The following is a 13,256-nucleotide window of genomic DNA, read 5'->3' on the forward strand; positions in this document are numbered from 1 at the left end:
TCCGTCCATGCAGTTCTACCGAGACGGCTACCGGCCCGGCGATCCCGACCTCCTCCCCGCTGCTGCCGCAGTGGCGGAGCGGGCGGGCGGGATCCCGGCCGAGGTCGACGTGCTCGTCGTCGGCACCGGCCCCGCCGGCACCGTCCTCGGCGCCCAGCTGGCGGCCTTCCCCTCGATCGTCACCGCCGTCGTGGAGCGTCGGGAAGGACCACTCGAGGTCGGCCGGGCCGACGGCGTCGCGTGCCGCACCGTCGAGATGTTCCAGGCCTTCGGGCTCGCCGAGGCCCTGCTGCGCGAGGCGTACTGGGTCAACGAGGTCCGGTTCTGGGGCCCGTCCTCCTCGGACCGGTCGCGGATCACCCGTACCGGCTGGGTCGAGGACACCCCCGAGGGACTGAGCGAGTTCCCGCACGTGATCGTCAACCAGGCCCGGATGCAGCAGTTCCTGCTCGACCACATGGCGCGCTCGGCATCGCGCCTCCAGCCCGCGTACGGGCTGGAGATGGTGGACCTCGAGGTCGGCGCGGGCGAGCGCCCGGTGACGGTGACCCTGCGCGACGCCGGTGGGGCCGAGCGGACGGTCCGGGCACGGTACGTCGTCGGTTGCGACGGTGCCCGCAGCGCCGTACGCCGGGCCATCGGGCTCGAGCTGCACGGTGACGCGGCGAACCACGCGTGGGGCGTGATGGACGTCCTCGCGACGACCGACTTCCCGGACTGGCGCACCAAGAACGTCATCCAGTCCGACGGCAAGGGCAGCCTGCTGATGGTCCCGCGCGAGGGCGGGAACATGGTCCGCTGCTACGTCGACCTCGGCGAGGTCCCCGCCGACGACGCCGGCCGGGTGCGGGCGACCACGGTCGAGCGGCTGGTCGAGATCACCAACGACATCCTGCACCCCTACTCGATCGACGTCCGTTCGGTCGCGTGGTCGTCGGTCTACGAGGTCGGGCAGCGGCTGGCCGACCGGTTCGACGACGCCTCCGGCGCTCGCGGTCCCCGGGTCTTCATCGCCGGCGACGCCTGCCACACCCACTCCGCGAAGGCCGGGCAGGGCATGAACGTGTCGATGCAGGACGCCTTCAACCTCGGCTGGAAGCTGGCCGCGGTGCTGGAGGGCCGCTCGGACGCCGACCTGCTGCGCACCTACTCCGCCGAGCGGCAGGCCGTCGCCCAGGACCTGATCGACTTCGACCGGTTCTGGTCCGACTTCATCGCCCAGCCCACCCTCGACGAGGCGCACCCCGAGCGGGGCGGCGTCACGGCCGAGCAGATGCGAGCCGAGTTCGAGCGCCAGGGCCGCTACACGGCGGGCCTCGCGACGACGTACGGGCCGTCGGCGATCGTCGGCTCCGGCGAGCACCAGGCGCTCGCCAAGGGCTTCGAGATCGGCACCCGCTTCCACTCCGCGCGGGCGATCCGCCTCGCCGACGCCCGCCCGCTGCACCTCGGGCACGCACAGCGCGCGGACGGGCGCTGGCGGATCCTCGCCTTCGGCGGCACTGCGCCCTCGGGGCTGCTCGACCTGATGTCCTGGCTGGGCGAGTCCGCCGACTCGCCCCTCCTGCGCTTCACGCCGCCCGGTGCGGACGTCGACAGCGTGATCGACGTCCACGGCGTGTTCCGCTGCGGCCACCACGACCTCGACCCGGCCTCGCTTCCGGCAGTGCTGCTCCCCCGTACCGGGCCGCTCGGGCTCCAGGACTGGGAGAAGGCGTGGGCACTCGACGTACGACACGACCTGTTCGCCGAGCGCGGCATCGACCCGGACGGTGCGATCGTCGTCGTCCGCCCGGACCAGTACGTCGCCCACGTGCTGCCGTTGACCGCTCGGGACGGGCTCACCCGGTTCTTCGCGGGCTTCTTGCGGGTGCCGTCCGGCTACTGATTGCGCGGGAGCACCGTCAGCACCCGCTCGACGTGGTCGCGGAACGCCGCCAGGTGGCTGCGCAGGAACTCCGCCGTCCCTCACCAGCCACGATTCAGCGGATCCACGCGGGCGCCACGGGCTCGCGCGTCCCGTCGCCGATCGGGGTGGCCAGCCCGCCCGCCGGCCCGGTGACGACGAAGGCGGCGCCGGCCGACGTACGGACCTGCCGGGGACTGCCGCCCGGGACGACCACGGTGTCGCCGGCAGCCAGCTCGATCGGCTGCCCGTCGACGACGACCGTCGCCGCCCCGTCCAGCAGGTGCCAGGCCTGCTCGACGTCGAAGGCGTGCTCCGGCCCGGACTGGCCGGCCGCCATGTCGACACGCCACAGGCTCAACACACCGGAGCCGCCCTGGGTCGGGGACGCCAGCGTCGTCATCGTGGCGTTCGGCGTGGTCGTGACCCGCGCGTCCGCGTGGGCCGTCTTGAGAGCCGGCATGGTTGCTCCTCAGCGATAGACAACTTGGTTGTCTATCACCGTAGGCCCCGCTTGCGATACCGTCAACCAGGTTGTCGATCAGGTCTCGGACGAGGAGGTGGCGTCGTGGGCGAGCCCGCGTGGCGAGTCGTCCTGCTGCTCGCCGGTGCCTTCCGCGACGGCGTCGACGCGCTCCACGGGGAGCTCGCCGAGCAAGGACACCCCGAGGCCCGCCCGCTGCACGGCTTCGCCCTGCAGGCGATCGGTCCCGACGGCTGCACCATCAACGAGCTCGGCCAGCGCCTCGGCGTCTCGAAGCAGGCCGCGGCGAAGACGGCGGCCGGACTGGAGAAGTCCGGCTACCTCACCAGGGCGCCGGTGCCGGGCGACCGGCGGGCGGTGCTGCTGCGCCGCAGTCCCCGTGCCGAGGACCTCTTGTCCGCCAGCGAGGCCGGGTTCGAGCGCGTCGCCGAGCGTTGGCGCCACCTGCTCGGACCGCTGCGGTACGCCGCGCTGGTCGATGCGCTCGCCACGATCGCCGGCGACCGCCCGGTCGGCGACCTGCCCGGCTGGCTCACCCAGCGTCCCTGACCGCGGCCGGCGACGGGTGACGCAGGGCGGGCGACGGTCCGGACGGGCGCTGCATCGTGGCCGTGTGTACGTGGAGTGTGCGCGAGCAAGAACACGAATGGCCCCCTCCCTGCTTCTCAGCAGGTCAGGGGCCATCTCGCTTGACGTGCGCGAGGGGGGAGTTGAACCCCCACGTCCTTTCGGACACACGGACCTGAACCGTGCGCGTCTGCCTATTCCGCCACTCGCGCGTCACTGTCATGCGACAGCCGGGCAAGGTTATCCCAGCCCGCGCCCCACGCCCAAAACGGGGGGCGGGCCACCCAACGTCCCGGGTACGACGAGGCGCCACCGATACGATCGTGGGACCGTCGGGCAGGGGGCCCGGCGAGTGAGGCGTGCGGAAGGAGGGCGAGCGACGTGGGTGGACTGCAGCGGTTCGAGCAGCGGCTCGAGCAGGCGATCTCCGGCGTGTTCGCGCGCACCTTCCGCAGTGCGGTGCAGCCCGTGGAGGTGGCCGCGGCGCTGCAGCGCGAGCTCGACAACAAGGCGCAGGTGCTGTCGCGGCAGCGGCGGCTGGTGCCCAACAGCTTCGTGGTGGAGCTGTCCGAGGGCGACCTGGAGCGGCTGGCGCCGTACGACTCCGCGCTGGCGACCGAACTGACCACGCAGCTGACCGAGCACGCCGAGCTGCAGTCGTACGTCTTCCCGGGCCCGATCCGGATCGCGTTCGAGTCGGCCGAGGACCTCGGGACCGGGCGGTTCCGGGTGCGCAGCCAGGCCGAGGCCGAGGTCACCGACCAGAACCGGCGCTCGAGCACCCAGCGCACCCGGGCGGTGCTCGAGGTCAACGGCACGCAGCACCCGCTGCGCGCCCCTGGCCTGGTCGTCGGGCGCGGCAGCGAGGCCGACCTGCGCATCAACGACCCGGGCATCAGCCGGCGACACGCCGAGTTCCTGATCACCTCCCCCACCCCCCAGTCCGGTACGACGACCGCGGGCCCGGTCCACGTCGAGGTGCACGACATGGGCTCGACCAACGGCATCCGCGTCGACGGGCAGAAGGTGGCGCGGGCCGCACTGCAGGACGGCTCCCGGGTCCAGATCGGGCACACGTCCCTCGTTCTCCGACTGCTCCAGGAGACAAGTCAGGTGGTCGACGGTGTCTGAGCTGACCCTGTTCCTCGTCCGGATCGCGTACCTCGCGATCCTGTGGATCTTCGTGCTGTCCGCGATCTCGGTGATCCGCTCCGACATGTTCGGGGCCCGCGTGCCCGCGCCGGCGGCACCCGGCAAGCAGCCGCGCGCGCCCAAGCCGGCCAGCCCGCGGCGCGGCCAGCCGACCAAGGTCGAGGTCGTCCAGGGCGTCAACACCGGCATCGTCGCCGACCTGTCGCAGGCGCCGGTGCTGATCGGGCGCGGCAACGACGCGGCGATCCGCCTCGACGACGACTACGTGTCCACCCGCCACGCGCGGATCGTGGAGTCCGGCGGCCAGTGGTACGTCGAGGACCTCGGCTCCACCAACGGCACCTACCTCGGCAGCCAGCGGCTCACCCAGCCCGTCCCGGTCGGCCTCGGCTCGCAGATCCGGATCGGGAAGACCATCGTGGAGCTGAGGAAGTAGATGAGCGACGAGACCTTCCCGGCCGAGCCGGACGAGGTGCCGCACGACCCGCAGCCCGACACGGTCGACGTACCGCTGCCGGTGACGCGCCCGCTCCTCCAGCTCGACGGGTACGCCGTGTCCGACGTCGGCCGGGTGCGCAAGGACAACCAGGACTCGGGCTACTCCGGCCCGTGGCTGCTGGCCGTGTGCGACGGCGTCGGCGGCGCGGCCCGCGGCGACATCGCGTCCGGTACGGCGATCAGCGAGCTGCGCCAGCTCGACGAGGCGCCCGGCTCGGTCGACGTGATCGACCGGATCAACGACGGCCTGCACGAAGCACACGTCTCGATCGGCGCCCAGGTCGACCAGGACCCCGCCCTCAACGGCACGAGCACGACCGCGACGGTGGCGCTGTTCGACGGCCAGCGGCTGGCGGTGGGCCACATCGGCGACTCCCGGGCCTACCTGCTGCGCGACGGCGAGCTCTCGCAGCTGACCAACGACCACACCTTCGTGCAGAGCCTGATCGACGAGGGCCGGATCACCGAGGCGGAGGCGCGGGTCCACCCCCACCGCAACCTGATCCTCAAGGCGCTCGACGGCCTCCACGACGTGGAGCCCGACCTGTTCGCGCTCGAGCTGGTGCCGGGCGACCGGCTGTTCCTGTGCAGCGACGGCGCGTGCGGGGTGCTCGAGGACGACCGGCTCACCGAGCTGCTCTCCGACGGGACACCGGAGTTCTCCGCCATCGAGCTGGTGCGGGCGAGCCTCGACGCGGGCAGCTCAGACAACGTGACCTGCGTGGTCGCCGACGTGGTCGACCCGGAGGAGCACCCTCCGGCCGACGCGATGGTGGTCGGCGCGGCCGCCGACATGAGCCGGCGCCGGCCCCGCAGCCTGTTCCGCGGCCACCGCTCCGGCGACACCGGCGAGCTCGAGCCCGTGCCCGCCGAGATCCCCGAGGGGGTCGGCTACGCGATCCCCGAGGACCCGATCGTCGACCCCGAGGCGCTGCGCTACGCGCCCCAGCCGCCGCCGCGGTTCGCCTGGGCCCGGCGCCTGCTGGCGGCCGCGATCGTGCTCGGCATCGTGTGGATCGCCCTCGGCACGGCCTACTGGTGGAGCCAGCAGAAGTACTACGTCGGCGAAGGCAGCGGCGACAGCGACGGCTACGTCGTCATCTACCGCGGCGTCGACGTACCCGGTCTCTCCCACGTCTACGAGGTCTCCGACCTCGAGGTCGCGGACCTGCAGGAGTCCACGCAGGAGGAGGTCCGGGGCGGCGCGATGATCTACGGCAGCGTCGAGCGGGCCCGCGCCGCGATCACCCGGATCGGCGCCAACGGCCGCCAGCCCGAGGAGCCGCCGGCGACCACGCCGCCGGCCACGACCTCCACCACGCCGCCGGCCGACTCGGCGTCCCCGTTCACCACCCCGACCGAGGGCGGCGCGGCCGACCTGACCACCCTCGGCCCGCAGGGGTCGTGACACCGGCCATGCCCGCCAACTCCGCACTGATGGGATTCGTGCACCGCCGCCGGCGGGGCGCGGAGCTGTTCCTGCTCGTGCTCGCGCTCATCGTCGGCATCGGTGCCTACGCCGCCGTCGGCCTCGGCGTCGACGGCGAGGTGCCCGCCAACCTGATCGGGTACGGCGGCTGGCTGACCCTGCTCGTCGTCGCGGCCCACGTCGCGGTCCGCATCGTCGCGCCGTACGCCGACCCGGTGCTGCTGCCCGTCGTGGCGGCCCTCAACGGCCTGGGCCTGGCGATCATCCACCGCGTCGACCTGGCCAAGGACACCGGCCTGGCGAGCCAGCAGCTGACCTGGATGACGCTCGGCGTCGCGCTCTTCGTCGGCACCCTGATCGCGCTGCCCGACCACCGGCTGCTCGCCCGGTTCACCTACACCTCGGGCCTGGCCGCGATCGTGCTGCTGATCCTGCCGATGGTCCCGGGCCTCGGCACCTCCATCAACGGCGCGAAGATCTGGATCTCGCTCGGCCCGTTCAGCTTCCAGCCCGGCGAGGTCGCCAAGCTGCTGCTCGTCATCACGTTCGCCGGCTACCTCGTCGTCCACCGCGACGCGCTCGCCCTGGCCGGGCGCCGCGTGGTCTTCGTCGACCTGCCCCGCGGCCGCGACCTCGGCCCGATCCTGATGATGTGGGTGGTCAGCCTCGGCATCCTGGTGCTGCAGCGCGACCTCGGCTCCAGCCTGCTGTTCTTCGGCCTCTTCCTGGTCATGCTGTACGTCGCCACCGAGCGCCCCGGCTGGCTGGTCGTCGGCGCCCTCCTGTTCTTCGGCGGCGCCACCGCGGCGTACCGCATCTTCGGCCACGTGCAGAGCCGCGTCGACATCTGGCTGCACCCGTTCGCCGACGCCGACGGCAAGGGCTACCAGCTGGTGCAGGCGCTCTACGGCTTCGCGTGGGGCGGGCTGGTGGGCCGCGGCCTCGGTGAGGGCATGCCCCAGCGGGTGCCCTACGTCGAGTCGGACTTCATCCTCGCCGCCATCGGCGAGGAGCTCGGCCTGACCGCCGTGATGGCGGTGCTGCTGCTCTACGGCCTCGTGGTCGAGCGGGCGCTGCGCGCGGCGCTGATCTCCCGCGACGGCTTCGGCAAGCTGGTCGCGACCGGTCTCGCCGCCGTCTTCGCGCTGCAGGTCTTCGTCGTCATCGGCGGCGTCACCCGGCTGATCCCGCTGACCGGCCTGACCACACCCTTCCTGTCGTACGGCGGCTCGTCGCTGGTCGTGAACTGGGTGATCATCGCGATCCTGCTGCGCATCTCCGACCAGGCCCGCCGGCCGCTCCCGGACCTCGCCCCCGACGCGGAGGACCCGGACGAGCAGGCCACCCAGATCGTGAAGGTGGTGACCGAGAAGTGAACAAGCCGATCCGAGCGGTCTCCATCTTCTGCATGTTCCTGTTCCTCGCCCTGATGGCGAACGTGACCTACGTGCAGTTCGTGAAGTCCAGCTCCTACAACAAGGACCCGCGCAACGCCCGTGTCGCCGAGGCGTCCTACAGCCGCGAGCGGGGCCAGATCATCGTCGGCGACGAGCCGGTGGCGACGAGCAAGCCGGTCGACGACCGCTACAAGTACCTGCGCGTCTACCCGGAGGCCGGCGCCCGGATGTTCGCCCCGGTCACCGGCTACCTCCAGCTCGGCAGCCAGACCGGCATCGAGCGCAGCCAGAACGCCGTGCTCACCGGCGAGGACCCGCAGCTGTTCGTGACCCGCCTGGTCGACCTGCTCAAGGGCGAGACCGCGCAGGGCGGCAATGTCGTGCTCACCCTGGACGCCGCCGCGCAGAAGGCCGCGTTCGAGGGCCTGCGCGACACGCTCGGCCCGCGCGGCGAGGGCTCGGTGGTCGCGATCCAGCCGAAGACCGGCCGGGTGCTCGCCATGGCCAGCTACCCGTCGTACGACCCCAACGAGCTGGCCAGCCACGACTCCACGAAGGCGTCGGAGGCCTACAAGGCGCTCGACGCCGACGACCGTGAGCCGCTGCTCAACCGCGCGATCCGCACCCGGCTGTTCCCGGGCTCCACCTTCAAGCTGGTGACCGCGGCGGCCGCGATCGAGAACGGCAAGTTCCACGCGGGCGACCAGGTGCCGGCGGGTGCGACGTACCAGCCCCCGGGCACCAGTCACCGCATCGGCAACGACGGCCGCGGCCAGTGCAGCCCGGCGAAGATCTCCTTCGCCACCGCCATGGAGTGGTCGTGCAACACGACCTTCGCGCAGCTCGCGGTCGACGTCGGGCCCGACAAGATGCGCGCCCAGGCCGAGGCCTTCGGCTTCAACAGCGACTACCTGCGCGACCTGCAGGGCCAGGTGCAGTCGGTCTACCCCGCCAGCGTCGAGGTCCCCGAGAGCGAGGGCGGCGGCACCCGTGAGCTGAGCCTCGCCGAGACCGCGCAGACCGGCATCGGGCAGAACACCGTCCAGGCGACCCCGCTGCAGATGGCCATGGTCACCGCGGCGATCGCCAACCAGGGCACGCTGATGCGGCCCTATCTGGTCGAGAAGGTGCAGACCGCCGGGTTCAACGTGCTGCGCACCACCGAGCCCGAGGTGTTCAACGAGCACGCCGTCTCCGCCCAGACCGCCGGCGAGCTCACCCAGCTGCTCCAGGCCACCGTCGACAACGGCACGGCCTCGCCCGCCGCCATCGACGGCGTCAAGGTGGCCGGCAAGACCGGTACGGCGCAGCGCGGCGACTCGCTGTGCAGCGCGGGCGGCAAGCCGCCGTACGCCTGGTTCGTGTCCTTCGCCCCTGCGGAGGACGCCGAGGTGGCGGTGGCAGTCATGATCGAAGAGGCGCCGGACGTGGCGTGCGGCGAGATCGCGGGCGGCCAGCTCGGTGGTCCGATCGCGAAGGCAGTGATGGAAGCGGTGCTGAAGAAGTGATGGCGAAGTGACCGAGCAGAGCAGGTACGCCGACCGGGCAGGTCGCTATCGCCTGGACTCCGTGATCGCCACCGGCGGCATGGGCGTGGTCTGGCGCGCGACCGACACCCGACTCGGCCGGCCGGTCGCGGTCAAGGTCCTCAAGCCCGAGTACGCCGACGACGCGACGTTCCGCAGCCGGTTCGAGGGCGAGGCCCGCAGTGCCGCCGCGCTGCACCACCCGGGCATCGCGGGGGTCTACGACTACGGCGCCGGTGACGACGGTGGCGACCTGCCGCCGTACCTCGTCATGGAGCTGGTCGACGGCCAGCCCCTCTCGGCGCTGCTGTCCAACGCCCGCGCGAGTGGCCGCACCCTCGACACGGGGGTCGTGCAGGACCTGATGGCGCAGGCCGCCGACGCGCTCGGCGTGGCCCACCGCGCCGGCATCGTGCACCGCGACGTGAAGCCCGCCAACCTGCTGGTCACCTCCGACCGCACGGTCAAGATCACCGACTTCGGCATCGCCCGCGCGCTCGACTCGGTCGCGCTGACCCGCACCGGGTCGGTGATGGGTACGCCGCAGTACCTCAGCCCCGAGCAGGCCCGCGGCAACCCGTCGACGCCCGCCTCCGACGTCTACTCGCTCGGTGTGGTGGCCTTCGAGTGCCTGTCCGGGCGCCGACCGTTCGAGGCCGAGACGCCGGTCGCGACCGCGCTCGCCCACCTCCAGCAGCCGGTGCCCCAGCTGCCGCCGAGCGTGCCCGGTCCGTTGGCGGCCGTCGTACGACGGGCGTTGGCCAAGGACCCCGCGGAGCGGTACGCCGACGGCGCCGCCTTCGCCGAGGCCCTCCGCTCGCCCGAGGTGGCGGCCGCCGCCGCGAGCCCCGAGCCCGACGACGGCACCCGGGTGCTGACCGGCGTGGTGCCGCCCGTCCCGGTCCCCGCCAACCCGCCGTCGCAGCCGATGCGCCGCCTGGACAGCCCCTCGGCGTACGCCGGTGGCGCGCGTCCCGCACCGGACGGCGAGGACGACGAGAGGCGCAGGTCGCCGTGGCCGATCGCGGTCGCCGTGATCGTGCTCGTCATCCTCGCCGTGGTCGCGGCCGTGCTGCTGCTCGGCAACCGCGACGACGACACCCCGGTGGTCGACGACACGACGACGCCGACCTCGGAGCCCACGACGGAGCCCACCACCGAGCCGACCACCGAGCCGACGACCGAGCCCACCACCGAGGCGCCGAAGACGGTCGAGGTCAACGAGGATCCCTACGTCTGCTCTACCGACTACCACGACGCGGTCTCCGACCTGCAGGACGCGGGCCTGCGCGTGTCCTCCGAGCAGGTCGAGAACGACGGCAGCTGCGAGGAGGGCACCGTGTCCCGGTTCTCCCGCAACGGCACCCTCCAGGAGGGCGACTCCGTGATCGTCTACTACTGGGGTCCGGCCCCGGAGGAGCCGACCACCGAGCCCACCGAGCCCAGCAGCCCGATCACCCTGCCCACCGCTCCCACCGACCTGACAGGTGGTGTCCAGTGACCACTCCTCCGCACGAGCCCGGCGCCGGCCGGACCGTCGTCGGCGGACGGTACGAGCTCGGTGAGCTCCTCGGCCGGGGCGGCATGGCCGAGGTGCGCAAGGGCACCGACACCCGGCTGGGCCGGGTCGTGGCCGTCAAGCGGCTGCGCACCGACCTCGCCAGCGACGCCACCTTCCAGGCCCGGTTCCGGCGCGAGGCCCAGTCGTCTGCCTCGCTCAACCATCCGGCGATCGTCGCGGTCTACGACACCGGCGAGGAGCGCACCACCCACCTCGACGGCAGCACCGAGGTCGTGCCCTACATCGTGATGGAGTACGTCGCCGGGCGCACCCTGCGCGACATCCTGCGCGAGGGCCGCAAGATCCTGCCCGAGCGGGCCCTGGAGATCACCAGCGGCGTGCTGTCGGCGCTCGACTACAGCCACCGCGCCGGGATCATCCACCGCGACATCAAGCCCGGCAACGTCATGCTCACCCCGTCGGGTGACGTGAAGGTGATGGACTTCGGCATCGCCCGCGCGATGAGCGACGCCCAGTCCTCGATGACCCAGACCGCGGCCGTCGTCGGCACCGCCCAGTACCTCTCCCCCGAGCAGGCCCGCGGCGAGACCGTCGACTCCCGCTCCGACGTCTACTCCGCCGGCTGCCTGCTCTACGAGCTGCTGACCGGGCGGCCGCCGTTCGTCGGCGACTCGCCGGTCGCGGTCGCCTACCAGCACGTCCGCGAGCCCGCCGTACCCCCGTCGCGGCACGAGGACGACCTCACCCCCGAGGTCGACGCGATCGTGATGAAGGCGCTCGCGAAGCGGGTCGAGGACCGCTACCAGTCGGCCGCGCAGATGCGTGCCGACATCGAGCGCTACCTCGCGGGCCGCCCGGTGCAGGCCGTGCTGCCCTCCGAGACCAGCGAGACGTCGGTCGTCGCGCCGCGGCACGCCGCCCCGGTCGAACACCACGAGACGGCGATCCGGCAGCCGCTGCCCCCCGACCGCGACCGGGAGAGCGACCGCCGCAGCCGGGCGACCCTGTGGGTGCTCCTCGGCCTGCTCATCGCCGCGCTGATCGGCACCGCGTTCTTCGTGCTGCCGCGGCTCTTCGACAGCATCCCGCCACCCGAACGCGTCCCGAACGTGGTCCGGATGACCGAGGACGACGCCCGCGCCGCGATCGGCAAGGCCGGCTTCGAGGTCGGCACGGTGAGCGTGCGCAACGACGACACCATCGAGGCCGGCCGGGTCATCGAGCAGGACCCGGTGGGTGACGACTACGTCGAGGCGGGCAGCCGAGTCAGCTTCGTGGTCTCGCTCGGCAAGGGGCAGTTCGCGCTGCCCTCGGTCGTCGAGCAGAAGCGGAAGGAAGCGGTCCAGATGCTGGTCGACGCGGGGATCGCCGAGCGCAACATCACCGAGCGCGAGTGCGACACCGACGAGCCCAAGAACACCGTCGTCGAGCAGAACCCGCCCGCCAACACGATGGTTGACCAGGACGCCACGGTCGAGCTGTGCCTCTCCGACGGCCCCGAGACGGTCCCGAGCGTGGTCGGCATGAAGCAGGCCGCCGCCGAGCAGGCGATCCGCGACGCCGGCTTCGTGCCCGTCGTCCGGGCCGCGTCGGCCGACGACACCAGCCAGAAGAAGGGCCGGGTCACCGAGCAGATCCCCGCCAACGGGACCCTGGCGAAGGGCTCGAACGTGGTCATCTTCGTCTCGACCTACGAGCCCCCGCCGCCGGTCACCGACACCGACGGCGACGGCCTGCCCGACCCCGACGAGGCAACCCGCGGCACCGACCCGACCAACCCGGACACCGACGGCGACGGGGTCAGCGACGGCGCCGAGGTGGCCGCCGGGACCGACCCGCGCAACCCGCTGGGCCGCGTCCGCCCGTGATCCCTCTAACCGTTCGATCGAACGGTTAGAGGGAACCTGGCGCCAAGAAGTCCCCCAGATCGTTCGATCGAACGGTTAGAGGGATCTCAGCGCAGGGGCCGGGCGTACTGCAGGTCGACCAGGCCGTCGTACGCCGGCGCCTCGATCCGGTCCTCGAAGTCGAGCTCCCAGCCCATCTTGATGAGCGGGTTGTCGGCGTCCTTGCGGTAGCCGGCGACGATCGGGTCCTCGGAGACCGAGGAGTAGAGCTCGCCGGCGTCGCCGACCGCCTCGATGACGTAGGGCTGCGGGAAGGGCTCGCCCTGGAGCTGGACGACCGGGCCCTTGCAGCGGATGCCGGTCGTGGAGATCACCCGCTGGCCGGCGATGGTGACCGCGGAGGCGCCGCCGCGCCACAGCGCGTTGACCAGGGCCTGGATGTCCTGCTGGTGCACGACGAACCGGTTGAGGTTGAGCCGGTCGTCGGGGTCGAGGTGCTTGTTGCGCTCGACGGCCTCGTCGAGGAGCTCCTCGGGCGCGTCGGACAGGGTGATCTTCAGGCCGGGACCGGTGCGCGGCGTCATGCCGGCCGGGTCCCGCAGCTGGGCGATCTCGCGCCGCGCCTCCCGCACGCCCTTGTCGCCGACGCCGGCGCTGAGCCGGTCGACCTGGTCGGACAGCTCCTGGTAGTGCTCCTCGACCTTGCGGTAGTCGGCCGCCTCGCCCTCCACCAGCCCCGCGAGATCGGTGTACCGTCCCGGCCGCAGGTCGGATCCCTCGCTGTTGGTGGCCGAGACGGCCAACAGGGCGCCGCTCAGCAGCACGACCGCGGGTGTGCCGACCCGCCACGCCCAGGAGCGCTTGCGCGCCTCGGGTCGGCGGCCCGTCGTACCTCCGGCGTGGGCACCCGTCATACTGACAGTGTCCA

General features: G+C 72.4%; 11 protein-coding genes and 1 tRNA gene. 9 read left to right on the plus strand and 3 right to left on the minus strand.

Going from position 1 to position 13,256, the window contains the following annotated elements; all coding sequences use genetic code 11:
• Positions 1-7 precede the first annotated feature (7 nt).
• On the plus strand, positions 8-1,888 hold the full coding sequence (locus FBY23_RS01180; protein ID WP_141796476.1) for an FAD-dependent monooxygenase: 1,881 nt from the start codon (positions 8-10) through the stop codon (positions 1,886-1,888).
• A gap of 94 nt (positions 1,889-1,982) precedes the next feature.
• On the opposite strand, the gene FBY23_RS01185 is transcribed toward FBY23_RS01180, so the two are convergent.
• Positions 1,983-2,369 carry a cupin domain-containing protein gene (locus tag FBY23_RS01185; RefSeq protein ID WP_141796477.1) on the minus strand — a complete coding sequence of 129 codons (387 nt, stop codon included), beginning with the start codon at positions 2,367-2,369 and terminating at the stop codon, positions 1,983-1,985.
• Positions 2,370-2,474: 105 nt separating this feature from the next.
• Between FBY23_RS01185 and FBY23_RS01190 the strand changes: the two genes are divergently transcribed.
• Positions 2,475-2,939 carry a MarR family winged helix-turn-helix transcriptional regulator gene (locus tag FBY23_RS01190; RefSeq protein ID WP_141796478.1) on the plus strand — a complete coding sequence of 155 codons (465 nt, stop codon included), beginning with the start codon at positions 2,475-2,477 and terminating at the stop codon, positions 2,937-2,939.
• 146 nt (positions 2,940-3,085) lie between these two features.
• Here the strand turns inward: FBY23_RS01190 and FBY23_RS01195 are convergent.
• Positions 3,086-3,169: transfer RNA gene (locus FBY23_RS01195), tRNA-Leu, on the minus strand.
• A gap of 169 nt (positions 3,170-3,338) precedes the next feature.
• On the opposite strand from FBY23_RS01195, the gene FBY23_RS01200 reads away from it, so the two are divergent.
• Genes FBY23_RS01200 through pknB form a run of 7 tightly spaced genes read left to right on the plus strand, consistent with a single transcriptional unit; the run spans position 3,339 to position 12,349 of the window.
• Positions 3,339-4,088 carry a DUF3662 and FHA domain-containing protein gene (locus FBY23_RS01200; protein WP_141796479.1) on the plus strand — a complete coding sequence of 250 codons (750 nt, stop codon included), beginning with the start codon at positions 3,339-3,341 and terminating at the stop codon, positions 4,086-4,088.
• On the plus strand, positions 4,081-4,545 hold the full coding sequence (locus FBY23_RS01205) for an FHA domain-containing protein (protein WP_141005251.1): 465 nt from the start codon (positions 4,081-4,083) through the stop codon (positions 4,543-4,545). The genes FBY23_RS01200 and FBY23_RS01205 overlap by 8 nt, the downstream gene beginning before the upstream one ends.
• A complete protein-coding gene (locus FBY23_RS01210; RefSeq protein WP_186348213.1) occupies positions 4,546-6,015 on the plus strand; it encodes a PP2C family serine/threonine-protein phosphatase in 1,470 nt (489 codons plus the stop codon). It abuts the gene before it with no gap.
• An 8-nt stretch (positions 6,016-6,023) separates the two neighbouring features.
• Positions 6,024-7,412 carry an FtsW/RodA/SpoVE family cell cycle protein gene (locus tag FBY23_RS01215; RefSeq protein WP_141796480.1) on the plus strand — a complete coding sequence of 463 codons (1,389 nt, stop codon included), beginning with the start codon at positions 6,024-6,026 and terminating at the stop codon, positions 7,410-7,412.
• Complete coding sequence (locus FBY23_RS01220; RefSeq protein ID WP_141796481.1) at positions 7,409-8,941, plus strand: penicillin-binding protein 2; 1,533 nt, start codon at positions 7,409-7,411, stop codon at positions 8,939-8,941. The genes FBY23_RS01215 and FBY23_RS01220 overlap by 4 nt, the downstream gene beginning before the upstream one ends.
• A 7-nt stretch (positions 8,942-8,948) precedes the next feature.
• Positions 8,949-10,460: a serine/threonine-protein kinase gene (locus tag FBY23_RS01225; RefSeq protein WP_141796482.1), complete on the plus strand. Its 1,512-nt coding sequence runs from the start codon at positions 8,949-8,951 to the stop codon at positions 10,458-10,460.
• Complete coding sequence (gene pknB, locus FBY23_RS01230; RefSeq protein ID WP_141796483.1) at positions 10,457-12,349, plus strand: Stk1 family PASTA domain-containing Ser/Thr kinase; 1,893 nt, start codon at positions 10,457-10,459, stop codon at positions 12,347-12,349. The genes FBY23_RS01225 and pknB overlap by 4 nt, the downstream gene beginning before the upstream one ends.
• A gap of 86 nt (positions 12,350-12,435) precedes the next feature.
• Here pknB and FBY23_RS01235 read toward each other — a convergent pair whose 3' ends face one another.
• Complete coding sequence (locus FBY23_RS01235; protein ID WP_141796484.1) at positions 12,436-13,242, minus strand: DUF881 domain-containing protein; 807 nt, start codon at positions 13,240-13,242, stop codon at positions 12,436-12,438.
• Positions 13,243-13,256 lie beyond the last annotated feature (14 nt).

This window comes from Nocardioides sp. SLBN-35 (genome assembly GCF_006715725.1).
Classification (GTDB): domain Bacteria; phylum Actinomycetota; class Actinomycetes; order Propionibacteriales; family Nocardioidaceae; genus Nocardioides.